The 24,854-nt window shown below is 55.0% G+C and carries 23 protein-coding genes; 12 read left to right on the top strand and 11 right to left on the bottom strand.

Annotated elements, in window-relative coordinates:
* Positions 1 to 13 precede the first annotated feature (13 nt).
* Positions 14 to 1,519 (top strand): hypothetical protein, encoded by a 1,506-nt coding sequence (locus OOF89_RS19055; RefSeq protein WP_266081039.1) that lies wholly within the window; start codon positions 14 to 16, stop codon positions 1,517 to 1,519.
* A gap of 183 nt (positions 1,520 to 1,702) precedes the next feature.
* The gene (locus tag OOF89_RS19050) at positions 1,703 to 2,767 is read left to right on the top strand and encodes an iron transporter (RefSeq protein WP_266081037.1); all 1,065 of its coding nucleotides are present in this window, start codon (positions 1,703 to 1,705) and stop codon (positions 2,765 to 2,767) included.
* Positions 2,768 to 2,793: 26 nt separating this feature from the next.
* Here OOF89_RS19050 and OOF89_RS19045 read toward each other — a convergent pair whose 3' ends face one another.
* The 3 genes from OOF89_RS19045 to OOF89_RS19035 form a co-directional block, all read right to left on the bottom strand.
* A complete protein-coding gene (locus OOF89_RS19045; RefSeq protein WP_266081035.1) occupies positions 2,794 to 4,209 on the bottom strand; it encodes an ABC transporter permease family protein in 1,416 nt (471 codons plus the stop codon).
* A 212-nt stretch (positions 4,210 to 4,421) separates the two neighbouring features.
* Positions 4,422 to 5,402: a succinylglutamate desuccinylase/aspartoacylase family protein gene (locus tag OOF89_RS19040; RefSeq protein ID WP_266081033.1), complete on the bottom strand. Its 981-nt coding sequence runs from the start codon at positions 5,400 to 5,402 to the stop codon at positions 4,422 to 4,424.
* 81 nt (positions 5,403 to 5,483) lie between these two features.
* Positions 5,484 to 6,845, bottom strand: coding sequence for an aspartate aminotransferase family protein (locus OOF89_RS19035; protein WP_266081031.1), 1,362 nt, complete (start codon positions 6,843 to 6,845; stop codon positions 5,484 to 5,486).
* A gap of 113 nt (positions 6,846 to 6,958) precedes the next feature.
* Between OOF89_RS19035 and OOF89_RS19030 the strand changes: the two genes are divergently transcribed.
* On the top strand, positions 6,959 to 7,720 hold the full coding sequence (locus tag OOF89_RS19030) for a LamB/YcsF family protein (protein ID WP_266081029.1): 762 nt from the start codon (positions 6,959 to 6,961) through the stop codon (positions 7,718 to 7,720).
* A 65-nt stretch (positions 7,721 to 7,785) separates the two neighbouring features.
* Here the strand turns inward: OOF89_RS19030 and OOF89_RS19025 are convergent, their stop codons facing one another.
* Complete coding sequence (locus tag OOF89_RS19025; protein WP_266081027.1) at positions 7,786 to 9,144, bottom strand: acetyl-CoA carboxylase biotin carboxylase subunit; 1,359 nt, start codon at positions 9,142 to 9,144, stop codon at positions 7,786 to 7,788.
* Positions 9,145 to 9,355: 211 nt separating this feature from the next.
* Here OOF89_RS19025 and OOF89_RS19020 point away from each other — a divergent pair, with 211 nt between their 5' ends.
* The 3 genes from OOF89_RS19020 to OOF89_RS19010 all read left to right on the top strand — a co-directional run bounded on the left by OOF89_RS19020 (position 9,356) and on the right by OOF89_RS19010 (position 11,575).
* A complete protein-coding gene (locus tag OOF89_RS19020) occupies positions 9,356 to 10,261 on the top strand; it encodes a 5-oxoprolinase subunit B family protein (protein ID WP_266081025.1) in 906 nt (301 codons plus the stop codon).
* The gene (locus OOF89_RS19015; RefSeq protein ID WP_266081023.1) at positions 10,258 to 11,226 is read left to right on the top strand and encodes a 5-oxoprolinase subunit C family protein; all 969 of its coding nucleotides are present in this window, start codon (positions 10,258 to 10,260) and stop codon (positions 11,224 to 11,226) included. The genes OOF89_RS19020 and OOF89_RS19015 overlap by 4 nt, the downstream gene beginning before the upstream one ends.
* Positions 11,227 to 11,323: 97 nt before the next feature.
* Positions 11,324 to 11,575 (top strand): acetyl-CoA carboxylase, encoded by a 252-nt coding sequence (locus OOF89_RS19010; protein ID WP_266081021.1) that lies wholly within the window; start codon positions 11,324 to 11,326, stop codon positions 11,573 to 11,575.
* A 24-nt stretch (positions 11,576 to 11,599) separates the two neighbouring features.
* Here OOF89_RS19010 and OOF89_RS19005 read toward each other — a convergent pair whose 3' ends face one another.
* Entirely contained in the window at positions 11,600 to 12,994 is a 1,395-nt protein-coding gene (locus OOF89_RS19005) for an aspartate aminotransferase family protein (RefSeq protein WP_266081019.1), read from the bottom strand.
* Positions 12,995 to 13,371: 377 nt separating this feature from the next.
* Between OOF89_RS19005 and OOF89_RS19000 the strand changes: the two genes are divergently transcribed.
* Together OOF89_RS19000 and OOF89_RS18995 are read left to right on the top strand one after the other, a co-directional pair.
* Complete coding sequence (locus OOF89_RS19000) at positions 13,372 to 13,854, top strand: aldehyde dehydrogenase family protein (protein WP_266081017.1); 483 nt, start codon at positions 13,372 to 13,374, stop codon at positions 13,852 to 13,854.
* A gap of 272 nt (positions 13,855 to 14,126) precedes the next feature.
* Positions 14,127 to 15,656 carry an APC family permease gene (locus OOF89_RS18995; RefSeq protein ID WP_266081015.1) on the top strand — a complete coding sequence of 510 codons (1,530 nt, stop codon included), beginning with the start codon at positions 14,127 to 14,129 and terminating at the stop codon, positions 15,654 to 15,656.
* Between the two features lie 382 nt (positions 15,657 to 16,038).
* On the opposite strand, the gene OOF89_RS18990 is transcribed toward OOF89_RS18995, so the two are convergent.
* From OOF89_RS18990 to OOF89_RS18975, 4 genes are all read right to left on the bottom strand, one after another.
* Positions 16,039 to 16,200: a hypothetical protein gene (locus OOF89_RS18990; protein WP_266081013.1), complete on the bottom strand. Its 162-nt coding sequence runs from the start codon at positions 16,198 to 16,200 to the stop codon at positions 16,039 to 16,041.
* 4 nt (positions 16,201 to 16,204) lie between these two features.
* Complete coding sequence (locus tag OOF89_RS18985) at positions 16,205 to 16,477, bottom strand: hypothetical protein (protein ID WP_266081011.1); 273 nt, start codon at positions 16,475 to 16,477, stop codon at positions 16,205 to 16,207.
* Positions 16,464 to 17,138 carry a P-loop NTPase family protein gene (locus OOF89_RS18980; RefSeq protein ID WP_266081009.1) on the bottom strand — a complete coding sequence of 225 codons (675 nt, stop codon included), beginning with the start codon at positions 17,136 to 17,138 and terminating at the stop codon, positions 16,464 to 16,466. The genes OOF89_RS18985 and OOF89_RS18980 overlap by 14 nt, the downstream gene beginning before the upstream one ends.
* Before the next feature lie 72 nt (positions 17,139 to 17,210).
* Positions 17,211 to 18,212 (bottom strand): Cdc6/Cdc18 family protein, encoded by a 1,002-nt coding sequence (locus OOF89_RS18975; RefSeq protein WP_266081007.1) that lies wholly within the window; start codon positions 18,210 to 18,212, stop codon positions 17,211 to 17,213.
* A gap of 173 nt (positions 18,213 to 18,385) precedes the next feature.
* Between OOF89_RS18975 and OOF89_RS18970 the strand changes: the two genes are divergently transcribed.
* Entirely contained in the window at positions 18,386 to 19,012 is a 627-nt protein-coding gene (locus OOF89_RS18970; RefSeq protein WP_266081005.1) for a class I SAM-dependent methyltransferase, read from the top strand.
* A gap of 845 nt (positions 19,013 to 19,857) precedes the next feature.
* Positions 19,858 to 20,124 carry a hypothetical protein gene (locus OOF89_RS18965; RefSeq protein WP_266081004.1) on the top strand — a complete coding sequence of 89 codons (267 nt, stop codon included), beginning with the start codon at positions 19,858 to 19,860 and terminating at the stop codon, positions 20,122 to 20,124.
* A 148-nt stretch (positions 20,125 to 20,272) separates the two neighbouring features.
* On the opposite strand, the gene OOF89_RS18960 is transcribed toward OOF89_RS18965, so the two are convergent.
* Together OOF89_RS18960 and OOF89_RS18955 are read right to left on the bottom strand one after the other, a co-directional pair.
* Positions 20,273 to 21,247 carry an LLM class flavin-dependent oxidoreductase gene (locus tag OOF89_RS18960; RefSeq protein WP_266081002.1) on the bottom strand — a complete coding sequence of 325 codons (975 nt, stop codon included), beginning with the start codon at positions 21,245 to 21,247 and terminating at the stop codon, positions 20,273 to 20,275.
* A 529-nt stretch (positions 21,248 to 21,776) separates the two neighbouring features.
* A complete protein-coding gene (locus OOF89_RS18955; RefSeq protein ID WP_266081000.1) occupies positions 21,777 to 21,971 on the bottom strand; it encodes a helix-turn-helix transcriptional regulator in 195 nt (64 codons plus the stop codon).
* 842 nt (positions 21,972 to 22,813) lie between these two features.
* Between OOF89_RS18955 and pdhA the strand changes: the two genes are divergently transcribed.
* Together pdhA and OOF89_RS18945 are read left to right on the top strand one after the other, a co-directional pair.
* Positions 22,814 to 23,890 carry a pyruvate dehydrogenase (acetyl-transferring) E1 component subunit alpha gene (gene pdhA, locus OOF89_RS18950; protein WP_266080998.1) on the top strand — a complete coding sequence of 359 codons (1,077 nt, stop codon included), beginning with the start codon at positions 22,814 to 22,816 and terminating at the stop codon, positions 23,888 to 23,890.
* A complete protein-coding gene (locus OOF89_RS18945; protein WP_266080996.1) occupies positions 23,880 to 24,848 on the top strand; it encodes an alpha-ketoacid dehydrogenase subunit beta in 969 nt (322 codons plus the stop codon). Before pdhA ends, OOF89_RS18945 begins: the two co-directional genes overlap by 11 nt.
* The last annotated feature ends 6 nt before the right edge of the window (positions 24,849 to 24,854 follow it).

The raw sequence follows: 24,854 nt of genomic DNA, 5'->3' as shown, positions 1-24,854 counted from the left end.
GGGGGTTATTTTGATGGCTCCAGATCGACAAATCGAAACCAAAACGAATCGTCGTTCATACCTCAAGCTCGCCGGCATTGCCGCGGGCTCTACAGCAATGGTCGGCAAGAGCGTTGCTGCGCCGTCGGACCTCGAAGACAAGTACGAAACGGTAATCGATGTCACCGACGAAGGTGCGGACCCGACCGGCAATGAATCGATCACACCAATTATCGAGGAATTAGCGGGAAGCGATACGCTGCTGAAATTCCCGAGCGGCGATTATTACATCGACAAACGGATTCGCGTTACCGGCTGTAACAACTTCGGAATGGTAGGGAATGACGCGACGCTCATTCCTGCACCATTCGACGAGTTCGACGATAGCGGCGATTGGAACTACAAATTGTTCAGACTCGGTGTTGATTACGACCCCGTTACGGATCTTCGCGTTGAGAACTTCACGGTCGATATGAGTCGTGACAACACCGGTGTACGGGTTATCGATGCGGCCGCGGACGATGGGATGATCGTTCGCGACATCGAGGTTGTCGGACGCCACGACACCGGCGCGTGGGGTCCCGGCCGGTTCGTTATCACTTCCGCAGAGGGCACCGGTCTCGTCGAGCGATTCTCGGCACCTGACGGCGCAGCCGCCACGGAGAATGCGCCGGGTGACAAACTGGAATGGGGACCGACCGGAATCCTATGTAATACTAACGAAGGAACGATTACGTTCCGGGACTGCGTCCTCGGGTCGTTCCCAGACCACGGTCTGTACGCATCAAACGGTGCCGGATCTGTTCACATCGAAGGCGGTCGATATCAAAACAGCCTCGGCGCAAACGTTCGGATCGGTGGCATTGACAGTTACATCGAGGACACCACCATTGTCGTCGACCAACAGGACGGATTCGGCCGTTCGCAGCAGGGACTTCGGTTCGAAAACGGTGAAAAAGTTGTTGCAACGAACGTTGATATCCAATCGAATGTTTCCGACAGTCCCCCCGTTTGGATTGATGACAGTGCCAGCCAGAGTCGCCTCGAGGATAGCACCGTCACGGTTCGAACCGATGGGACAACCCCTGCCGTGACCGTCCGCTCAGGGACAGGTACGACTGTCCTCCAGCGATGTGATATTACACATGAGACGGGCGGCGGTTCGGCAGTGAAGATCAAAGAAGGCGGCGGCCGAGTCAAGCTTCTGGACACCAGCATCACGGGTGAAGCTGCGGCGAACGGAACGTACAGTGCAATCTACAACGACCGAGATGACAGCCTTTTCGCCGGCCTGACCGTCGACCACGGTGGTGACTCGGGGCGCCATGCGCTGACCAACACTGCTGCGGGGTGCACGATTCAGGGCGGTACGTATGTCTCCGAGAGTCACGCAGTCGTGGAGGGTGGCAACGGGACGCTAATCGAAGGTATCACTGCCCGTTCACGGAGCGGAAAACCGGGTCTACAAATCCTCGAATCCACAGAAAACCTCACTATGAGGAATAACGATATCGAAGGCGGAGTCGAGGACGAACGGTAAGCTACTACAGACGGCTCACTTTTCGTTCGTCATTTTTTACGAAGTCAGCGTCTCTGTGATGATACTAGTGACAAGGCAGCGGACGTAGTAATCGCGATGAGGTATCGGACCGTTCCTTCGTGTGCAGCCGATTCGATTAGTGAACCAATATCCTCATTCAAATGCCTGCACAACCCTCAATCGATGCATCGACGAACGTTCCTCCAGTCCGGCACGGCGCTCACAGGGGGAGTTATTTCGACTGGTTGTCTCGAATCGCTTGGATTCCGAACGGAATCCGCATGGCGCGACCCACCGATCGTCGAAAACCGCCCGAATGCCGTCTACTACCCCGCCTACATCGAAGGGATGGAGATGTATGGGATGGGAAACGACGGGGACCTTCACTTTGCGATGATGTACTCGTACCCGCATCGATTCTGGAACGTTACCGGCCAATCGAGTAACAAAGTCGTCGTCCAGTCGGATGATTCCCTCCACCTCATGATATCGCTCTGGGATGCGAAGACGAACGCCGTCATTCCAGCCGACATGCAAGTGACAATTACGAAAGGCGACACAACGGTCGATGACCGAGCACCGTGGCCGATGCTTTCGCAGACCATGGGTTTTCACTACGGAGATAACATTACGCTCGACGGTAACGGTTCGTACACTGCAGAGGTCGAGGTCGGTTCGATCGGCGCGGACAGAACGGGGGAGCTTGCATCTCGATTGCCGAATGGCGCATCTGTGGCTATCGACTTTGAATTCGATACCGAACAGATTTACGACGTCAAGTATCGGGAGGTGGGTGAGAAACGGGGAAGCCGCGACGCGATCGAACCGATGATGAAAAAGATACCTGCGGGTCGGGCACCGGATCCACGCTCGCTGCCCGGTATGGTCGTCGGAACGAAATCGTCCGGCGACGCCGATTTCGTTATCACCGTTGTCAAAGAATCGAATCGGTTTACCGACGAAGAGCAGTCATATCTCGCAGTGTCACCGCGTACGCCGTACAATCGGATCGTGCTCCCGCGGATGTCTCTCTCCATGGAACTCGTTCGAAACGGAACGACGGTTTCGAAGGGGTCGCTCGCTCCCGCTCTCGATCCAAAACTCGATAATCACTACGGAACTGCGGTCGAGGATGTACGGTCGGGCGATACCCTTCGGCTCACAGTCGATTCGCCACCACAACTCGCTCGACACGATGGCTACGAGACGGCGTTCATGCGGATGCCACCGATGGAGTTCACCATCTGACGGTCACGATCTTGCGATCGCTTCGATTACGACACGAATGCTGGGGTGGCTGTCTGTAGCGAGATGAGCCATAAACTGATGATGGTGTATGCAATCATCACGAGAACGAACGGATACTGGCTTCGAATCGCCTGCAATCGGCTCGGGAACGCCGCATACGCTTCTGCATGCGCGAGCCAGACGGCGAGTATGTGTCCCACCAAAATGAACGCGATAGTGAGTCCGCCGAACCACCCCGGAAGAGTCAATACGAGCGGGTTCGCCGGCGGCGAGAATGGCGTGACGACCGACGTAACGAACGATGGAAGCAGGGAGACGAAGAACCCAAAGTAGTGCGCGAGGTGGTATCCCGCGGCGATCGCGAGCAACGGTGGTGCGAAACGAACGGCGAGCGTCCGCGGCGTGAGGTAGGTTTCGCCGGTTTTTCGGGCGAACCGCGCCGCTAGCCAGAACGCGCCGAGGAAGAGGGCGTATCCACCGACGAACAGCAGACCGTATACGACGAGTGGTGGGACCCCCGTCCCGACGGCCGCCTTGACGAATTCGACGCCGGTTGTCGTCGTGACGAACCCACTGAACGTGAGTTCCCAAATCAGCGCGACGATGAACGCGATATCGGCTGCCCTGGACACTAACCCCGATTTCGGAAGGTCGAACCCGTGCGGTCGAAGGGTGATACCGCCGTCGATCCACCGAAACGGTCCAACGGCCCCGTAAAATCGAAACGTGACCGACAACGGGTCGGCGTTCGAAAACCACGACTCCGGTGTGTAGATGAGCGCGCCGATGAGTGTTAGTACTGAATACGCACAGATCGCAGTCGCAAGCAGAGCCGGCTCCTTGTTGACAGGGGTGACGGTTTCGAGCCACACGAGCGCAAGCAATCCGGCCACCGCGGGCCAGCGTCCGAGGCGGGTGGGATACGGTCGACCAAGGTTTGGGAGCACCTCGGCTATCGTCCGCCATGGGTTCAGGGCAGGCCAAACGTTCCCGACCAGGTAAACGACCATCGTCAACCCTGCGCGGACGCCCGCGAAGACGAGAATAACGGCGGCGTTCGCGGTCGGAACCTGCGGACCGACGAACCCTCGATAGATGACGATAGCGAGTCCGGCAACGCCGATAAATCGAGCGAGATAGATGGCTCCCTGCCGGAGCGGCAACTCCATCGAGAACGGTTTCCGCCACTCGTGAACTGAACGGATGAAATTTCTGTCGGTGACGACACTGGCAAGGAGGGCCGAAGCGCCGATTACTGCGCCGCCCGTCGCTAAATACAGCCATTGTGGAACCACGAGCGTCTCGCTAGAAGCGTCCGAAAGCCCCACTGCCGCATTGCTTGCAACTGCGATATCGATAAGTGTGAGGGTGGAGAGACAGCCGACGACGGCGATTCCAAGCAACTGAGCGGTCTCACGCTGATCGGATCCGTTGGAGGGCATCGAATATGGATAGTTCGGAGGCACCGCTGTTGTAGCTGTCGAAGGGGCTCGCATCGCAACGGGTACCTGAGGGGAAACGATGGTGGCTCCTCATGGTCCTGCACTGTAGTATCCTCCGCTCGAGGTCGGCTGGTCGAATTGAATCGGGTAATACTGGGCAGAATTACTAAGCAGTAATTTCAGTCAGTATGACTATCATTGTCACAACGATCTTACTCATATGATTCGTACGGCTCCGCGATGTTGGCGAGCGCTTCTCCGGTTATTATCGTTGCTTCCTGTGTGAGTGCGTACAGGAGGCCATCCCGATCCGCTCGAATCGTTTGGAGCGGTTCGTACGTTGTCGGATCGTACAACGTTCCGAGCAACGTTCCGCTTTCGACGAACGAGCCGACCGTTATGTTCGGGTCCGAGTGAAAGAGACCGGACTCGGATGCAACGATTCGACCCAAGTGATTGCGAGCAACCGTTTGTGGTCCCGTATCGACCGGCGTTCCTTCCAGTATATCGAGGTGGCGGAGCACGTTCAAAATGCCCGTGACACCGATTTCGACGGCGTCTTCGATGATCTGCTTGCTGTAGGCTAACTCCGGGGTAATGCTTGGAATCCCTTCTTCGACCGCCGCTACCCGAAGTTTTCCGCCGAAACTACGCCGATGCCACTCTTCACCCGCTGCGGCGTGTGCTTGCTCCGTCAATAGGAGTCGCGTACCGAAGACACGGCCGAGCGTGATGGAGTCTGCGTGCCCTTCCAGTGCGACCACGTGGGGAAACATGTCCGGACTTCCCGTGTGGAGGTCGATGATCGCATCCGCTTGATGGGCGTACTCCCACAACCGCGCGGCCATCCGCTCGTGAATGCTTCCGTTTTTATCACCCGGCCAAACCCGGTTCATGTTCGGATGAACCGGATCCAGTTGTTCGGGCGTGACATACGACACATGGTCGAACGTTAGCGGGTTTGCGACGGGAACTGCGATCACACGTCCGGTGATGTCGGTATCGGCGATTTGATTGTGAAGTCGGCGAAGGACTTCCGCCCCGTTCACTTCCCGACCGTGTTGTGCGGCTTGTAAATAAACGGTCGCCCCGTCCGTCGAACCGGTGTAGGTGTGAACCATCGTCTCTATTTTCGTACCCGATGGCAACCGTGCGAGTGTTTCCCGTGTTGCCGTGTGTGACCCTTCCCCCATACTGTATCTTACGTCGCTTACGAAGAACCCCTTTCCGACTGGATTCAGTTCTCTTTTAATAAGAACGGACCGGACGTCCTGCTACGCGTGCGTTTCGATGGCGTCCATAACGATGTCCATCCCGGTTTCGACCTGTTCTTCCGTGATGACGAGCGGTGGGATTATCCGGAGAACGTTTCCATCCCGTCCAGCAGTCCAGACCAAGACGCCTCGTTCGTAGCAATGTTGCTGTATCGATTTCACGATGGGTTCGTTTGGCATCCCGTTTCCGTCGATGAATTCGACTCCGACGAATAGTCCTCTCCCGCGAACGTCCCCGATACTGGGCGTTTCATCCGCGATATCGTGGAATCGCTTCCGGATGGACGTCCCCATTTCGCGGGCGTGAGCAAGCAGATCATGGTCACGGATGTACTCGATTGCTCGGACTCCCGCCCGCATCGCTGGTACGTTGCCGCGGTAGGTTCCGACGTGTCCGCCAGCCTCCCACGTGTCGAGGTCCTCATGGTACATGGTCGCGGAAAGCGGGAGACCGATACCGCCGATAGCCTTCGCCATCGGCATGATGTCGGGAGTCACGTCTTCCCAATCGCTCGCAAACCACTGGCCAGTTCGTCCAAATCCAGTCTGAATTTCGTCGACGATGAGTGGAATATCGTTCTCCGTCGTAATTTCTTTCAACCCGCGAAGGAATCCTTTCGGGGGCGTCACGACGCCCCCTTCTCCCTGAATCGGCTCTACCCAAATCCCGGCAGGGTCGGCGATACCGCTGTAGGGGTCCTCGATGAGTTCACGAACGTCCGATAACACCCGTTCACGTGCTTCGTCATCTGAAATTCCCTGTCGGAACGAATACGGATATGGAACGTGAGACACGTCCGGAAGCAATGGTTCATACGGCCGCTTGTACTTTCGCCCCCCGCCGAGACTGAGCGCACCGGACGTCGCACCGTGGTACGCGCCACGGAAGGCGATGAGGCCCGTGTTTCCCGTGTTATACTTCGCTATCTTGAGCGTTGCTTCGATAGCGTCGCTTCCGGTCGGCCCGCCGAACACGACCCGATTGTGGTCCGGAAGCGCCCCGGGTGCGATTTCGTTCAGCGCTTCTATAAGGTCGAGTCTCGCCTCAGTTGGGAAATCTATCGTGTGGATTACCCGCTCGGTCTGCTCCTGTACTGCTTCGAGGACGTACGGATTCGAGTGTCCAACGTTCAGAACGCCGATACCGGCGAAAAAATCGAGATACGTGTTTCCATCCACGTCCCGTATCGTTGCCCCTTTCGCTGCATCGATCGCGATCGGGACGCTTTTCGGATATGCGACAGCACTGCTGTCGATTTGTCGTTGTTTTTCGAGGAGTTCCTGCGAGCGCGGTCCCGGGACGCGATCGACGTCGGGCGCATCGGCAAAATGGAGATCCTGAATCGGTGGACTGCTACCCATACTCATACGGTGGGGAGACACGGGCAAATACGTTGCCTGCAAACCGCCTTCGTTCCGATCGACATCCACGGCTAGCCGAAGCTATTTCTCTTTCTCGAACCACTGTATTCACCATGGTAACAATCGACATCAACTGCGACATGGGGGAGAGCTTCGGGAACTGGAAAATGGGACGAGACGCCGAAGTGATGCCGTACATTACCTCGGCCAACATTGCAGGAGGGTATCACGCTGGAGACCCCCACGTGATGGACGATACGGTTTCGCTGGCCGCCGAGCACGGCGTTGGAATCGGTGTTCACCCCGGGCTGCCTGATAAAATGGGGTTCGGGCGACGGAAGATAGACGCGAGTCCCGAGGAGGTTCGTGACTACGTCACCTATCAGTTGGGAGCACTCCAAGCGTTTGCCGACCGATACGGAATGACGGTTCGACACGTCAAACCGCATGGTGCAATGTACTCGATGCTTTCGGAGAGCGCTGACCACGCTCGGGCGGTGATGGAGGGGATTCTCGACGTTGACGACGACCTCATCTATCTCGCGACGGATATGAACATTTACGAGGTTACTCAGGAGTTCGACGACCTTCGCGCCGTCTTCGAGGGGTACGTTGATTTGACGTACCGACCGGATAGAAGCCTCATCGTCGAGCAACAGATGGAACCGAAAGCGACGGATCTCGTCGCACAGCGGTTCATCGATATCGCACTCGACGGTGAAGTAGAAGCCGAAAACGGGGACGTGATCGACGTTCCGGCACGGAGCATCTGTATCCACGGGGATGGCCCGAACGCCGTCGAACTGCTCGAAACCATTCACGAGCAGGTAGACGAGCACGACATTCGACTCGCACCATTGGACGAAATCGCGTAGCGCAATTGGACGAAATCGCGTAGCGCAATTCGACGATTCGACTACCCGATTACCGTCCCGTCGCGCTACTTTTCGGTTTCAGAGGGCATTTCGAACTCGGTATCCACGTACTTCGTCGAGTAATCACCACTGCGAAAGCTATCGTCGTCCAGCATCGCCAGATGGAACGGGATTGTCGAGGGGACGCCGTCAATTTCCGCTTCCCGAAGCACTCGCTTTCCTCGTCGGAGCAGTTTGGTTCGGTCCTCCGCGGAAACGATGAATTTGGCGATGAGGGAATCGTAGTACGGACTGATTTTGTCGCCCTGGTCGATGCCGTCGTCCACCCGAGTACCGATTCCGCGAGGGGGACAGTAGCGCTCGATGGTCCCCGGCATCGGAGCGAAATCGTCGGTCGGGTCCTCGGCGTTGATTCGGAACTCCATCGCGGTGCCGTGCATTTGAACATCGCTTTGGTCGAAGGTAATCGGTTCCCCCGCGGCTATTTTGAGCTGCCACTGGACGAGGTCAAGACCGGTGACGATCTCCGAAATCGGGTGCTCGACTTGGATTCGTGCGTTCACCTCCAGGAAGTAGAACTCTCCGTCCTCGTAGAGGAACTCCACTGTCCCGGCGTTCACGTAGTCTGCCTCCTCAGCACCGAGGCGCGCAGCGCGTCGAATCTCCTCCCGTTCAGCTTCGGTCAGTGCCGGACTCGGCGTTTCTTCGATGAGTTTCTGCTGCCGACGTTGGATGCTGCAATCACGTTCCCCGAGGTCACGAACAGTACCATGTTCGTCACACAGAATTTGTACTTCGATGTGGCGCGGTTGTTCCAGAAAACGCTCTACGTACACGTTTGAGTTGCCGAAGTACGCTTCCCCCTCCCGCTGGGCGTTCGTGAACTGCGATTCGATCTCTTCGGCTTCGCTGACGACCCGTAACCCACGACCGCCACCGCCGCCGTCGGCTTTTATCGCTATCGGATAACCGTGTTCGTCGGCGAATTGTCGTATCTCGTCGGTATCGGAGACCGGTTCCGTGGTGCCAGGGACGATGGGAACGCCCGCTCGTTGCAATATCTTCCGAGCCTCTGTCTTTTCGCCGAATCGTTTCATCACGTCACTCGGCGGGCCGACCCAGGCGAAGTCGCTGGCTTCGACCGCCGCGGCGAACGACGTACTCTCGGCGAGGAACCCATATCCCGGATGGACCGCATCGACGGCCGCGTCCCGCGCAGCGTCGAGGAGGGGCTCCTGATTCAGATAACTCTCGCGAGCGACCGACGGCCCGATGTGGCGCGCCTCATCGGCGAGCCGAACATGCCGAGCGTGTTCGTCCGCATCGCTGTAGACTGCCACTGATTCAACGCCAAGTTCGTCGCAGGCCTGGATGATGCGAACGGCGATTTCGCCCCGATTTGCGACCAGTACACGGTCAAACATCGTATGTAATCGAATGGTGTTCATGGCATATAATACCGAAGTGCATACCTCCGCTTCGTGTTGACCGCGTTTCGTTCGGTCCACCTCCTTTCCGGTCGAAGCCAAGCAGGGTGTTACCACGCTGAAGATGTGGATTGCCCCACGAAATCATGGACGACTCGCGACTCGTCGATAAGTATAGGTCGGAATATGTGGTGTGTTCTGTCGTAGCATGCCTGCCAAACGGATTCAACGGACGGAGTTGCCGTCGCCACGATACGAACACGGTGGCGATGATTACGTCTTCGTCGAGTTAGACCAGGAGATGAGTTTCGATGCCAATTTCAAGGCGATGGCGATCACCCAACGAATTCAGGACATGGATTTGCCGGGGCTGATCGAAGTCTGCCCGGCGAACGCATCGTACCTCATCCATTTCAGTCCGGAGGAGATAGAACCCGACACGCTCATCAACGAGTTGAAAGAACTCGACCGGGAGATTCACCTCTCAGAATACGAATGGGACACACGCATTATCGACTTTCCCGTCCTCTACGACGACCCCTGGACACACGAAACGCTGATGCGCTTTCGTGATAACCACCAAGATCCTAATTCGACGGATTTGGAGTACTCAGCACGGATTAACGACTTCGAGAACGTAGACGCATTCATCGACGCTCACGCGGGTGCACCGCATATGGTGACGATGATCGGATTCGTTCCCGGACTCCCGTGGACGTTCCAGATGGTTCCACGGGACGAGCAGATCGAAGTGCCGAAATACGTCCAACCAAGGACCGATACGCCGAGTCGGGCCGTCGGCTACGGTGGAGCGTTTACCGCGATCTATCCGGTACAAGGGGCGGGAGGATACCAACTGTTCGGCCGAACGCCGGTCGAAGTGCTCGACGTGGAACAGAACCTCCCCGATTTCGAGGATTCGATGGTTTTCCCACAGCCCGGAGATATCATGAACTTCAGGAAGATCGACCGCGGCGAATATGACGATATCCGTGCGGATATCGAGGACGGAACGTTCCAGTATCAGTACGAAGAGATAACGTTCTCACCGGAGGAGTTCTTCGAAGATCCGGAATCGTACAACCGGAAGCTCATGGAGGTGCTGGACGAATGATCAAAGTGTTAGAACCCGGAATTTCGACGACGGTACAAGATCTCGGACGATACGGCCACTATCATATCGGGATGCCGCCGTCGGGTGCAATGGACCAGTTCTCTCACAAGGTCGCGAACTATCTCGTGGGCAACGATGAAGACCGCGCGACGTTAGAAATCACGTATCAGGGACCGGACCTCAAATTCGAGGAGGACGCTGTTGTGGCGATCGCCGGGGCGGACATGAACGCGACCATCGACGACGAACCGATATCCAACTGGACATCCCATCGAGTAGACGCAGGCGACATCCTTTCGTTCGATTTCGCGACCGAGGGTGCTCGGAGCTATCTCGCCATCGCCGGGGGAATAGACGTACCGCTCACGATGGATAGCCGATCGACGTACACACTTATCGGAATCGGTGGATACGATGGGAGACAACTCCAAGAGGGAGACTCGCTCTCGGTCGAGGACGACGGCGATCACTCGGCGCACATTGACAGCCAGGTATCGGACGAACACCGACCGACGTACGGCGATATGGGGCCGATTCGCGTGGTAATGGGACTGTGTGACTACCGTCTCACCGACGAGAGCAAGGCGGAGTTCCTGGAAACAGAATGGACCGTGACCCCCGAGGCCGACCGCGTCGGCTACCGTCTCGATGGGATCGACCTCGAGTTCATCGAGCGAGAACAGCCATTCGGCGCGGGGACGGATCCGTCAAACGTCGTTGATCTCGGATATCCCGTCGGGTCGATTCAGGTCCCGGAACAGCCCATTGTCTTGATGCGCGATGCGGTGACGGGCGGCGGATATGCGACGATCGGTACGGTCATCAGTCCGGACCGAAATCGCCTCGCACAGCATCAAACCCATCAGTCGTTCTCCTTCGAGTCAGTGACAGTCGACGAGGCGCTCGACGCCCGTAGACACCTCACCGAACGGCTGGAAGCGATACGTTCCTCGATCAATGAGTAGATTGTCTGAAAATGAATCGACGCAACCTCCCGAACGGACGAAGCATATACAAGCGATTCCGGAGTATCGATACTGACGCTCCAACGGAAAACAGATCATGACTGAAAAAACAACTATCAAATCCCCGATGCCCGGCGTTTTCTATCGTCGGCCGGACCCCGGTGAAGACCTGTTCGCGGACGTAGGAGACACTGTCGAGACCGGTGACGTCGTCGGTCTCGTCGGAGTGATGAAGAACTTTCACGATGTTACGGTCGAACGGCCGGGTACCATCACCGAATTTTTCGTCGAGAACGAGGCGGAAGTCACAGCAGGTCAGGAGTTAGTCGAGATCGAAGTGGACAACTAACCTACTGAGGACGGAGGATTCTGGTTAGTCCTCGTATGGATGATCGACTGCTCGAAGCGCTTCTTCGGCGACTTCGAGTGCGTGGTCGATCTCCTCATCGGTATGCGAGTCCGTCGTAAAGAACCGTTCACCTTGGCTCGGGGTGCCGAAAACGACCCCACGACCGGCGGCTTCGAGCCACCAGTCCGCGAACTGTGTTTCGTTCGAATGCCAGGTATCACGGTAGTAGCGGATGTCGTGGTCGGTCATGTAGATCTGTCCCATCGAGCCGATGTGCTGGACGTTGGCTGCCACGCCAACATCGTCTGCAACCTCCTGTAAACCGGTGAAGAGTCGATCGCCGAGTCGTTCGATATGAGTATATACATTGCCTGATTCAAGGATTTCGAGGGCTTTGAGACCTGCTGCAGCGGATACCGGATGTCCGTTGTACGTCCCGCCGTGGAACACCGAGGAGTCCCATGTTCGTTCTTCGTCGCTTTCTGGTGGAATGATTTCGTCCATAATTTCGCGGCGGCCACCAAAGCCAGCCATCTGATAACCGCCGCCCGCAACTTTGGCGAAGGTAGTCATGTCCGGAATTACACCGAACCGACCCTGTGCACTCCCTGGTCCGAGACGGAATCCGGTCATCACTTCGTCCCAAATAAGAACGACTCCCAGTTCGTCGGTCAACTCACGTAGAAACTCGTGATATCCCTGTTGTGGCATCAGACAGCCACAGGAGAACATCACGGGTTCGAGTAGTACTGCCGCAAGATCGTCGGCCTGCTCACGAAGGATCTCCTCGGTTGCTTCCTCATCATTGAACGGGAATGCGACGACGGTGTCGCTCACGGCGTCCGGAATACCCGTTCCGTATGATACTGTGTTGGGATGGTTTGCTGGGCCGAGTGCTTCTTCACTCGCGAATACACTCTGGAGGGCGTAGTCATGCGCACCGGCGTATCCACCCTCCGGCTTGGCGATGATGTTTTTTCCTGTGTATGAGCGGGCGACGCGAATCGCATGCATTGTCGCCTCAGTACCGCTGTTGGCAAGCCGGACGGTTTCGATGCTCGGCGTCATCTCTGCGACTTTCTCCATGAACACGATGGAGATGGGCTGTGGCGTTGCCGTTACGTCGGCGGTATCGACTTGTTCTTTGACTGCCGCCCGAATTTCGGGGTGACCGTGACCGAGGATGATCGGTCCAAGTGCGAGCAGCAAATCGAGATACTCGTTGCCATCGATATCATAGACATACGACCCGTTGGCTCGTTCGACGTAAAACGGATACGGAGCGAACGAACGGACATTCGATTCGACCCCCAAGGGTGTAATGGAGGCAGCGTGCTTGTTAAATTCCCGACTGTTCTGTGTCCGCTCGCGAAACAGCGTTTCGTGGGGATTTTCGTGTGTCTTGTTACCGATGCTCATTGTACTACCTAGACCGATTCCGGCAATAAGACTTCTGTCGGTGAGGGAATCGCAACAACCAACCGTAGTCGACATTACGAACGCAGTGATACCGATGTGGTCCATGCGTAATACTAACAATCGGCGAGGCGCAGCTGAGAGACAGATTTCTGATGAGTAAGTGATGATGGCTGGAACAAGACTGCCAGAAAACAAGTTAGAAAGTAAGTTCTTCCCCCATGTCAAGCATACACACTACCGAACCAAACGAAATACGCGATGGCAGTTCGGTAATCAGAGGGGTGTCGAATCGCGTTGGAAACACCCTTTGACCGATTCGCCGAATGCCTGCTCACCGAATGGGAGGGTAACCGAGCGACGACAGAACGGGGATACGAATGGCAGACACGACATTTACGGGAACACTCGAACAAAATCACGTGCAGGCAATTGAACAAGCCACAGACGGACTGACCATCGATGCGAAGTTAGATGGCCAATCCGTTTCGGCACAGAGCGGCGAACGTTTCGAAACATCCGACCCGGCACTCAAAGAACCGATAACCTCTATCGCGCGATGTAAAGAACCTGATATTGACGGAGCAGTGACGTCCGCACGTGCAGCCTTTGAACGGGAATGGCGAACCACCACGCCGCAGGATCGCGCGGCGATAATTTACAAATGGACGGCAACGTTGCGTAACCACCTCGACGAACTCGCCTTGCTCGAAAGTCTCGATACGTGTCGCCGCGGCAATCGTCGTAAAGGGAGATGCACTGGTGACGGGCGTGAAACCACCCGAAAAAGCGTTCGATCCGGCGACATGCATGAATTTGTTGGAGGAGCAGGTATTCGAATCGATGAGATGCGGATAGCGTGAGGCATGGGAGCGTCGAACGGATGAAAAGTAACGTTTCGGAGACAGCTGACGGCTGCATGTGTCGATGATTTGACCCCCGAAATCGGCATATTCCACCGTGACGTATGGTAACAGCTGAGAAGTATGATTTTACATGGGGGAAACGATCAGTTGTGGGAGCTGTACTTTTCGAGCAATGAAAACGGTTCGAGGCGACGGACACTGAACCTACGGTGGGTGGGCAACTGTCTTACTGGTCGATGGTGGCGCGGTGAGCAAGTGGAGGAAGACGCATGAACGAACGAGGTGATGTTTCCATCGAACAGACCGGGCTTCGGACACCGGAAATCGGAAGCAAGGGTCTCAAGGGAGGAGCATTGGGGTTCCTTTCCAACGTAGTAATCGGAGTTGCATCGACTGCACCGGGGTACAGTCTTGCAGCGACACTGGGTTTCGTCGCCGCGGTCGTCGGCGTGCAGTCGCCCGCGATTCTCTGGCTTGCGTTTCTTCCGATGTTATTTATCGCGGCGTCCTACTACTACATGAACAAAGCTGACCCTGACTGTGGGACGACGTTTACGTGGGTTACGAAAGCGATGGGACCGCGACTCGGTTGGCTCGGTGGGTGGGCCATCGTTGTCGCCGACGTTATCGTGATGGCGAATCTGGCACAGATCGCAGGACTCTATACCTTCCTGCTTCTCGGGTGGCAGAGTGCGGCGAATTCGGTATTCGCAGTGACGCTCGTCGGAGTTATCTGGATCGCAGTTCTCACCACCATCTGCGTCATCGGAATCGAACTCTCAGCGCGGACGCAGTTCCTCCTGCTAGGTATGGAGATCGTCACGCTTGCCGTGTTCGCAGTCGTCGCACTTTTCGAGGTGTATACCGGTTTTGGTGGCTCTGGTGCAATCACGCCGTCGTTATCGTGGATCAATCCGTTCGCTATCCAGGATTGGAGCGCGCTGAACTCAGGATTGATCCTCGCTATTTTCATTTACTGGGGCTGGGACACCACCGTCACGGTCAACGAAGAGAGCGAGAACAGCGACCGAACGCCGGGAGTGGCCGCACTGGTTAGCACGGTCGTGTTGCTCGCCATCTACGTTGTCGTCGCTATCGCGGCTCAAGCCTACGGCGGCGTTCCGTTCCTCATTGCCAATCAGGAAGACGTGCTGAGTTCGCTGGGAACGCAGGTTTTAGGGTCGCCGTTCGACAAAATCCTCATCCTTTCGGTCCTCACGTCCGCAGCCGCCTCGACGCAAACCACTATTCTCCCGACGGCGCGAACGACGCTTTCGATGGCCCGCTACGAGGCTATTCCCGACGGCTTTGGGAAGGTTCATCCCCGATTTCTCACGCCCCATGTCTCGACGATATGGATGGGTGTGCTCTCCATTGTGTGGTATGTCGGTCTCACGCTCATCAGCCAAAACATCCTCTTTGACTCCCTCTCGGCCCTCGGGCTCATGATAGCGTTCTACTACGGTTTGACGGGGTTCGCTTGTGCGATTTACTACCGTAACGAACTCACGAAGAGCGTCAAAAACTTCGTACTAGTCGGAGTCACCCCGGTTGTGGGGGGACTCATCCTCACGTGGGCTCTCATTCAACAAGTCATCACCCTCTCGAATCCCGCGGAGGCCTACACGGGGTCACTCTTTGGCATCGGGGCACCGTTGGTAATCGCCATTGCGTCGCTGCTTCTCGGCATCCTGTTGATGCTGTGGATGCAGTACGTGAGTCCAGCGTTCTTCCGCCGGCACACCCAGACATCGGAACCGGATATCCTTAGTAAAGCCACTCATCACCGAAACCGATAGGTGACACGTCAGGGGCGACTGCGCCAAATAGCTCGTTTCGTGTTCAGCAACCATGAGGGAAATATTGAAAAGTCCTGCAGGGCCTTCGGGGATACTATGTTGACTTCAAAATTATAGTGAAATCATACAAAAATAGCGAATTTTTACAATCATTGTAGAACGTATGTATCGACGCTCGATTTCCAGCTAACTACCTCAGGTAGAACCACATGAAATGAATTTTCCTGACACGGTCGTCACAGCTACGCTATCGCCAGATACGAATAATCAAGAGGAAACGAAGAGGCTCGGTCGCTATGCGAACGACTGAAGCGAGAAATCATCGTAGTCCGAGATACTGTTCGATACGTGCACGTCGCCAGCCGAGAGGTGAAAGGACGCTTCAGCGGCTTAGTGCACCGTGGGCATCCGCAAGCGACCCGTTTCCGTGTGCCGAGATGTAAACGGTCGGGGTGTAGGATTTGCCAATCCGGTACTCGACACCCGAGTCGGTCTGCGACCACAGATGCACACCATAATCGAAATAGTCGATCTTGAAGATCATCGACTTACTCCGCGTCGTTCAAATCCTGTTCGAGATGATCGAGGCGATCTTCGAGATCGTCAATCTGTTTCTGTTGTTCGAGGATCATCGAAATGAGCGCGGGAATCTCCACGTATTGGTGGTTTTGAAGCCCACCAGCGTCGGCGTGCGCGCGTGCATACTCGAACAGGCGGTCGAAGACTGCTTGGTCTGCCCGACGGAGTCCACGCCGGTAGTCGCTCCATCGGTCTTCTATCGCCCGAAGCAGGTCACGAAACGTCGCGTTAGTACGCCCCATTGACGCTCACCTCCGTTCGAGTATCGACACCAGTAATGGCCGGATGGCGTGTCGTCAGCACACGTTTCCAGAACGCAAATGTTGTCTGTACCGTGCCATCACCAAGCGGGTAGACCAACGTCTCATAGTCGTCGCCTGCAAATCGTGGTCCGAACTTCGTTTGTTCACAGCGAACGACCTCGGTTGTGATTTCTCGAATTGGGGCAGTTAGTGAGTCAGTTTGTTGTTGTGTCACTAGAATCGGCGCGTCAAGCGTATCCGCGATTTCAGTGAGAAAATCAACACCTGCTGATAGCATCCGTTCGCCATCTTTGTCCGAGAGATCGTCCGATCGGTAGAACCAGTCGAAAGACGGGAGTACAACGAGCGTCGTTTCGTCCGTTATCTCCGCAGGGAGGGCACACAGGAGGCTTTGGTGCTGCCACGGTGTGAATGCCCGAGCGATACGAATACGCTCCAGAAGGTGCATTGATGGTGCGATTCGCATCAGTGGTTGTGTTGTTCCGTGCCCGTGAGCATCAATCCAGATGGCGGAACCATCTTCCAGTAGGAGATGGTCGAGGACGAGCGAGTGAAGTGCGCCGGTCGCTCGTTTGTCCGTGTTGAGGATGGTGACGCCATCGTCGAGTGTCGGGAGTGTTGGTGTCTGCTGATCCATCATCACGAGTAAACATATCCCCCGACAGGCACATAGGCAAGACCGGGTCGTTTCCGGAGTTTCCGAAAGCAGAAATTAGCGGAGCCGGTAGGTACGTGCTCGGTTCTTCCCCTCCGCGACAACGAGTCGATAATGTTCCATTTTCGAGAGATGATTTCTGACGGTTCGATTCGTCTTTGGCTCGTCGACCTGCTCCCGGTACAACTCGTACAGTTCGCCGGGATTGAGTTCACCTTGTTCTTCCAAAATATCGTAGAGGGCGCGCTGATGTGCGTTAAGTTGATCGAGCGTTTTCTGGCGCACCTCCTGGTGACCATCCGGAACAGCTTCGTGGACGATATCCGTCGTAATCGTTTCACTACCCGATTGGTCGGCACGACGTGCCGCGTTTCTGAGAATACCGATCGCGATCCGCGCATCCCCGGCGGCAGCATCGGCAATCAGCTCCAACTGTTCGTTTCCGATTGCGTTTTCCGAAAGTCCCCATCGAGTGCGAGCGTCGAGAATAGCGACGAGTTCGTCGAGGTGATACTTCTCGAATGGAATGCGAACACATGTCTGCAATCGACTGGTCAAGCGCCCATCGAGCTGGCTGAACAGCTCTTCTTCGCGATTTGCGATGAGGATCATCGAGATGTTGCGCATCCGATAAAGGTCATAGAGAACGCTCTTGTCTTCGAGTTGATCAGCCTCGTCGAGGATGACGACGAATTGCGGGCCGTTGTACCCCTGAAGTCGGTCAAGGAGTTCGTCCTTCGGCGTCGACCGACGATGAATATCAACCGTTTTTCCGATACCTTCGAGGATTCGGTAGAGCACCTGAAAGCGCGTGTGGTCCTGCCAGCAGTTGACGTACTGAGTGTTGATGTCAAGAACGTTCTCGCGGAGACGTTCGACGGTGTAGTTCGCGATACACGTCTTTCCCACGCCGGATGGTCCCAGTAAGAGCGATGTTTCTCCGGTCTGGCCGTCCATGATGGGTTTGAGCGTGTTCGAAAGTGCGTTGACTTCCGGGTTGCGATGCTCGACTTCGTCGGGGATGAATTGGGGTTGTAAGACGCGAGCATCGTGTATCATGCTGGTAAATGCCACTATTCCGTCCGACATAATAAACGGAAGTGGGCGATTTCCAATTTTTCCGATTCTCGCGCTCTGCCGACCGTTCAAGATGGAGACCAATCGCAATCGTAGCCAGTGAGGAGAATTACCGGCCTAGAAGACTATAGTTGTGCCGTCCCATGGGTTTTTCCATGAGTTCTCCCGAGGATGGATTCGACGAGGCATACACCGGCACGCCACCGTGGGATATCGGTCGGCCGCAGTCAGCAGTTCGCTCGGTATTCGAATCACAGTCGTTCGAGGGGCCGTTTCTCGACATCGGTTGCGGAACGGGTGAGAACGCGCTCTACCTCGCCGACCGGGGATACTCAGTGCTCGGAGTTGATGCGTCCTCCCGAGCAATCGAAAAAGCACGGGCGAAGTCGAAAGCGCACGATGGGGCGGAACACGTGCGTTTCGAGGTCCAAGACGCGTTGTCGCTCGACGACCTCAACGAGCAGTTCGGTACTGCCCTCGACTGTGGCTTGTTTCACGTTTTCGATGACGAGGACCGACGTAGCTACGTCGCATCGTTGAGCACCGCTGTGGCGCCAAACGGGCATGTCGTCGTCCTCTGTTTCAGCGACCGAGAGCCGGGGGACTGGGGACCACGGCGAATCAGCGAACACGAACTCCGAGCGGCGTTTGCCGACGGATGGATGGTAGAGACGATCGAACCGACTCAGTTCGAAGTCAACGCCGACCAGGAGGGGATCTCCCCTTCGAACGACGATAGCGTCGAAGCATGGCTCGCCGTCGTTAGACGATCCGATGAATGAGTGGACAAGCCATGGGTGACTGATACACCCTCTACGCACCAAATAACAATAATAATACTAGAGAATAATACTATTCGGTAAAACTATTCAGTGTGTCCAATCCACGCGTTTTCCCGATGGCTACCGACAGAACTGTCCGTTTTTTTCGTGCTGGATACTGCCCTCAACACTGATATCGTGATGTTTAGGCATATACGGAAACAGAACGGATGAAATTATCAGTATGGTACAGTCTGAATCGCTTCTAAGCGGACAATATAAGTGTTCGAGAACTATAAGCCGAGCCTTGATCGTTGATACTTTAGCAGGTTTCATATGGCATGCTACCAAATGCCAAGTAGGGGATGTTGATACAACAATCCAACCAGGAGGAGTGGGAGGACTCACTCGTCCGTTCAAGAACGGATCGCATCGCTGAATTCATCTCCGGTAAAATAATAAAGACGTTTGCATGGTTCGTAATCGGTATTATACTGTCGAGCATGGCAACAGTCCACTTGATAACTCAATTCGGAGTGCCGCTCGACCTCCTACTGTTGTTGTTTCTCGGACAATGGCTCTGTGTTCTCGCCGTTCATTACATGAAGCAGGTACGTTGGCCAACCAGGCGTCGTATTCTATATAGTTCAAAAGAATGATGAAAAAGTAAATCACAAAGAGCACACGAGTGTTTGCGGGAAGTGGAACTAGCCAACCGTTGGTGTCATGACGCAAGTATGTGCCATACCGTGTTGAGGAATCTGATAAAGGGAAGATGGTTCATTTCACAGTAACGGAGAGAAATAAATATCGGAATACAATTTCAAAGTCGTAAAATAAATGCTTTTTATTATCTTATCTAAGCCATGGATCCTAGTCTAAAGCCGGTCAAAATAGGTATCGAAGAAGTGGCCACCGACGTCTTCCTAGTCCGCTACTCGATCGACGATATCGTTGTGGCCTTTGAAATCCAAGACGGTGTAGCCTCCATCGAATACATAAAGGGTACGTTTCGTCCCTGGTTTCATCTGAAGGGGATTCTCGCTGCTGAACGAGAGACCGGTAATCTGTTTGCAGTCAAAAAGGTCGAAACCATTCGACTGCAGTATAACCAACCTGTGGATGACGAATGATTTCGACCCAGTATGAGATACGAGTCGAACGCCCGACGGCAGCGTACCGTGAGTCGAATTTCTACCACTATCACGTAAGATGACGGACATAGAGTTTGCGAAATCACGACTCGTCCGTCAGTGGTTTGAACGACTACGAACGTGATACTCAGTAGCTGGACGGCGCTAGCTCTTCGATGGTTCGCTTGGTCATCTCCTCATCAGCGGTGCTCGGAATAGTCACCATCGGCCGGGTGACACAGTCGATGTCGGCGATAGCCTGGAACTGTTTGCGGGCTTCTTCCGGTGTGCCCGCAACCCCAAGCGCTTCGACCATTTCGTCGGTGACGGTCTCAGCGGCCGTCCTACGGTCACCATCCCGCCACGCCGTGGCGACTGCTGGAGCAATATGCGGAAACTGCTGGGCTACCGCTCGTTCGTACCCCCGACCGTTGCCGACGTAGTAGGCAATATGGCCTCGGATCGCATCTTTGGCTGTTTCGACATCGTCGCTAACAGCCGCAGGGACGTAGGGTGCGACATCAATAGTGGTGTTGCGTTCCGCTTGATCAACGATGTACGCGAAGTTTTCCTCGAGTTTCGGGAATGGGATGTTGTGGGGAATCCAGCCATCACAGAGCCGGGCGACGACACGCCTATTTGCCTTTCCAAGCGCAGCATGGTAGATGGGAACATCGGTGTCCAACGAAGGAAAATCGTGGACAGTGAAGATATCCCCATCGTAATTGACGGGGCTCTCATCGCTGAGGAATGCCGAAATAAGCTCGATAGTCTCGTGAGCCCGTCGAACTGGATTGGGGTCGTCCCAGTCCATACCGTGGAGATCCTCGATAGCCTTCTTCGTCGATGTCCCGACGCCAAGTCGGAATCTGCCATCGGAGACTTGATTGAGCGTAGCAGCTGTCATCGCCAATACGGCGGGAGTCCGTGAGAAGACATTGACGATTGCAGTACCAAGTTCGATGGAGTCGGTGTGTACTGCAATATCCGTGAGCTGAACGACGGAACTCGTGCCCCACAGTTCCCCGAGCCAAAGGCCATCGTAGCCGAGTACCTCAGCGCGGATACCGAGATCAGTATGGTCGAGATTTGTAACGTGTGGTAACAGCAGGTCGGTTGGCATGGGCAATCCCACGTACCGAGGCGAGAAAAATCGGGTGGGCAGCGACGGGTGAAAACGATCGCCGAACGCAACGAAGGCACACGCAGGAGTTCGACATCATTCCGAGACGGCCGTTTGTCCGATGTAGCAGGCAGCTTTAGCGTTCTATCTTCGGACGGAGATGCTGAAGGTCATTCGGCCTACTCTCGAAGTAACAGGAGTAGAGATGCCATAAGACCGATTGCAAACAGATACCCGAACGCAAATACGATCCCTCGTACGATAGCCCAGTACAACCAAAATCCGATGACGGCGAATATCCCGGGGATTATATACGTAAATGAACCGTCCGGAAGATATCTATAATATTGGCGTTGTCTGCGCAATGACATCGAGCAATTTTCACGCTTTTACTTCTTTTAGTTTTTTATAGAAATATGAATAATTGTGTTTTAATATATAATTATTGTTGATATTATATGGGGGCTGATGAACATAGCGGTCTTTCGGACGAGTCGGACGTCAAGCTCGATATGCTGGTGAATGTTGCCTATCGAATCCGGTTTTCGATGAGCTGACTATCCGTTTGTATCGTCTGTTGAAGCTCCCTTCCTCCGATGGTGACGGTGTTCTTCCGTCCGATTTGGGTCTTTTCGATCAACCCTTCTTCTTCCATCATCGAAAGTACACGGCTCACTTTTGACTTCGACCAACCGGTCGCGTCGATGATCTCTCCCTGACCCATTTTTTGTCATTTGCGACGAGAAGTTGGAGGATTCGGACGTCATCGGTGATGAGTTCAGAAATCTGTTGTCGGTCATCATAGTCTTGTTGAAGGTCCTCTTGTTCCAGTGTAGAATCCTCTTTCCCTCCGTTCTCGTCTAGTGTAGGAGAGAAAATCGACATCAAACCGATGTCTTCCGTTCTATTCCGCGCGAGTAACACCGTCCCAACAATCAATCCAATAACTGGAAAGGACCATTTGTATTCGAAGACCTGTGTTCCGATAGTGTTCACAAGTTCGAAAAGCGGGGTAGGGCGGGCTACAAGAGTGCTAACGGGGATCAATTCGTGGCTAACTGGCATTTTTATTCTCTGTATGTTATCCGTTATAAAGATCGTATCTTCGCCCTGATAAATGCTTTTCTATTTGAATTAGTACAATAAATTGTATTGATTTATTAATTCTATATATGACTGTATCGGCACTGGCTACGATCATTTAGCCATATCTATTACCTATTATTTGTCTATCGATTACGTACTTGGACGGTGACACCACCGATTCGAGTGGGTGGGTGCGATATATCTCCATTCGTCGGAAGAAGGATCGAAGTCGGTTTGCGGTACACCGTTACTCTACCATTTCCCGGAACCGGCACGTTCGCTATGCCTGTCCCCCCAACCGTCACGACTGTATCACCTTGGACAAGAGCGATGTCACCAGCTCCTTCGGTTCTGTAGGGTCAATCGGTGAATCAGCAACAAGTGACCCAAGCCAAATACCATCCAGAAAAACCACTAGCAACACTAGTATCGTCATCAAACTCCCATCTAAGTAGTTGGCTAGCATACAGTTCAATTCCTATGCCTCGTGAGCAAGCCATCGAATTCACGATCGATTACGTCCAGGTAGTAGCCCCGGATGGCGTAGTGGACGCTGACCTCGAGCCCGATATCCCAACGGAACGCCTCCTCGAGATGTACCGTGCAATGAAATTCTCTCGGCGTCTCGACGAGCGCGCTATCGCATTACAACGTAGGGGTGAACTTGGCACCTATGCTCCAGCGATCGGACAAGAGGCCGCACAGGTTGGAAGCGCGGCAGCACTAACCGAAGCGGATTGGATGGTGCCATCGTTTCGGGAGCAGCCTGCATATCTCACACGGGACACACCACCACACATGTTGCTCTGGTATGCGATGGGGATGGAAGAGGGTGCAGCGGTTCCGCGAGCGAACCATACAATGGCCCCGTCTGTTCCTGTCGGCTCACAGGCACTGCATGCAGCGGGACTCGGGTGGGCACAGGAAATAGCGGGAGAGGATGCCGCGACACTCGCTTACTTCGGTGACGGAGCAACGTCCGAAGGCGATGTCTACGAAGCGTGCAATCTCGGCGGCGTATTTCGGTCGCATACCGTCTTTCTGTGCCAGAACAACCAGTACGCAATCTCCGTGCCTCGAGCGAACCAAACGCGGGCCCAAACATTGGCGCAAAAGGCGATTGCGGCCGGTATCGAGGGCGTACAAGTGGACGGAAACGATGTCCTTGGAACATACTCCGTCGTTCAAGACGCACTAAAGAGCGCTCGTGATGGAAACCCCGTCTTCATCGAAGCGATAACCTACCGGCGATCCGTTCACACCACCGCCGACGACCCGTCTGTCTACCGAAAAGAGACGGAAGAAGAAGAGTGGGCAACACGGGACCCGATTGCCCGATTCGAGACGTACCTCCGCGAGCGTGAGATACTGGACGACGACCGCATTGTCGAAATTGAGGAAACTATCGAAACCGACCTCGCCGGGGAGATAGAGCAGGCGAATGAAGGACTCGAAACGATCGACCCAGAAGACATGTTCGAGTACACTTTTGCGACACTGACACCCGAACTCGAACGACAGCGTGCTGCATTTCGAGGTGAAGCCGATGACCACTAAACAACGACTGGTGGAAGCCATCCGAACCACGCTCTTCGACGAGATGGCACGAGACGATTCCATCGTGGTTTATGGGGAGGACGTCGGTGTCGATGGTGGTGTGTTCCGTGCAACGGACGGGTTGATCGACGAGTATCCGAATCGTGTATACGACACTCCTGTTGCCGAAGCAGGCATCATTGGACTCGGTGTCGGTCTCGGTGCGTACGGATTTACGCCCGTTCCGGAAATCGAGTTCTCAGGATTCATGGCGCAGGCGTTTCATCAAATCCAACAGCACGTCTCCCGACTCCGCAGTCGAACCCGTGGGGAATATAACTGTCCGATGACGATCCGTGCGCCGTATGGTGGCGGCATCCGAGCACTCGAACATCACTCCGAGAGCTTCGAGGCAGGCTATGCACAAATACCCGGCCTGAAGATCGTTGTACCCTCGACTCCCGCCGATGCGAAAGGGTTACTCACAGCATCCCTCCGTGACTCCGACCCGGTTGTTTTCTTCGAACCGACCCGCCTGTACCGAGCAATTCGAAGGGATGTTCCTGAAGGCGAGTATATTGTTCCACTTGGTGAAGCAGATATAGTCAGGGAGGGCACTGACGTAACTGTCGTGGCGTGGGGGGCAATGCGTCATCAAGTGGTCGATGTTGCCGATGAGATTGACGCGAGTATGGAGATAATCGACCCACGGAGTATCGTCCCGTTCGACACTGCGGCGGTTCTGAACTCCGTCCGGAAGACCGGTCGCTGTGTTGTCGTCCATGAGGCCCCTCAGACCGCAGGAATGGCTGCTGAAATCGTCGCTCGTATCAACGAACAAGCCCTCTATTACCTTGAAGCACCCGTTCAGCGAGTTACTGGCTACGATGTACCGTATCCGCTGTTCGCTCGCGAAGATGACTATCTACCGGACGCGACCCGGATTCGGAGTGGTATCGAACGTGCGCTCTCAGAATGACTGAAG

Source organism: Haladaptatus caseinilyticus (assembly GCF_026248685.1).
Taxonomy (GTDB): domain Archaea; phylum Halobacteriota; class Halobacteria; order Halobacteriales; family Haladaptataceae; genus Haladaptatus; species Haladaptatus caseinilyticus.
This window is presented reverse-complemented; position numbering and strand designations above follow the sequence as displayed.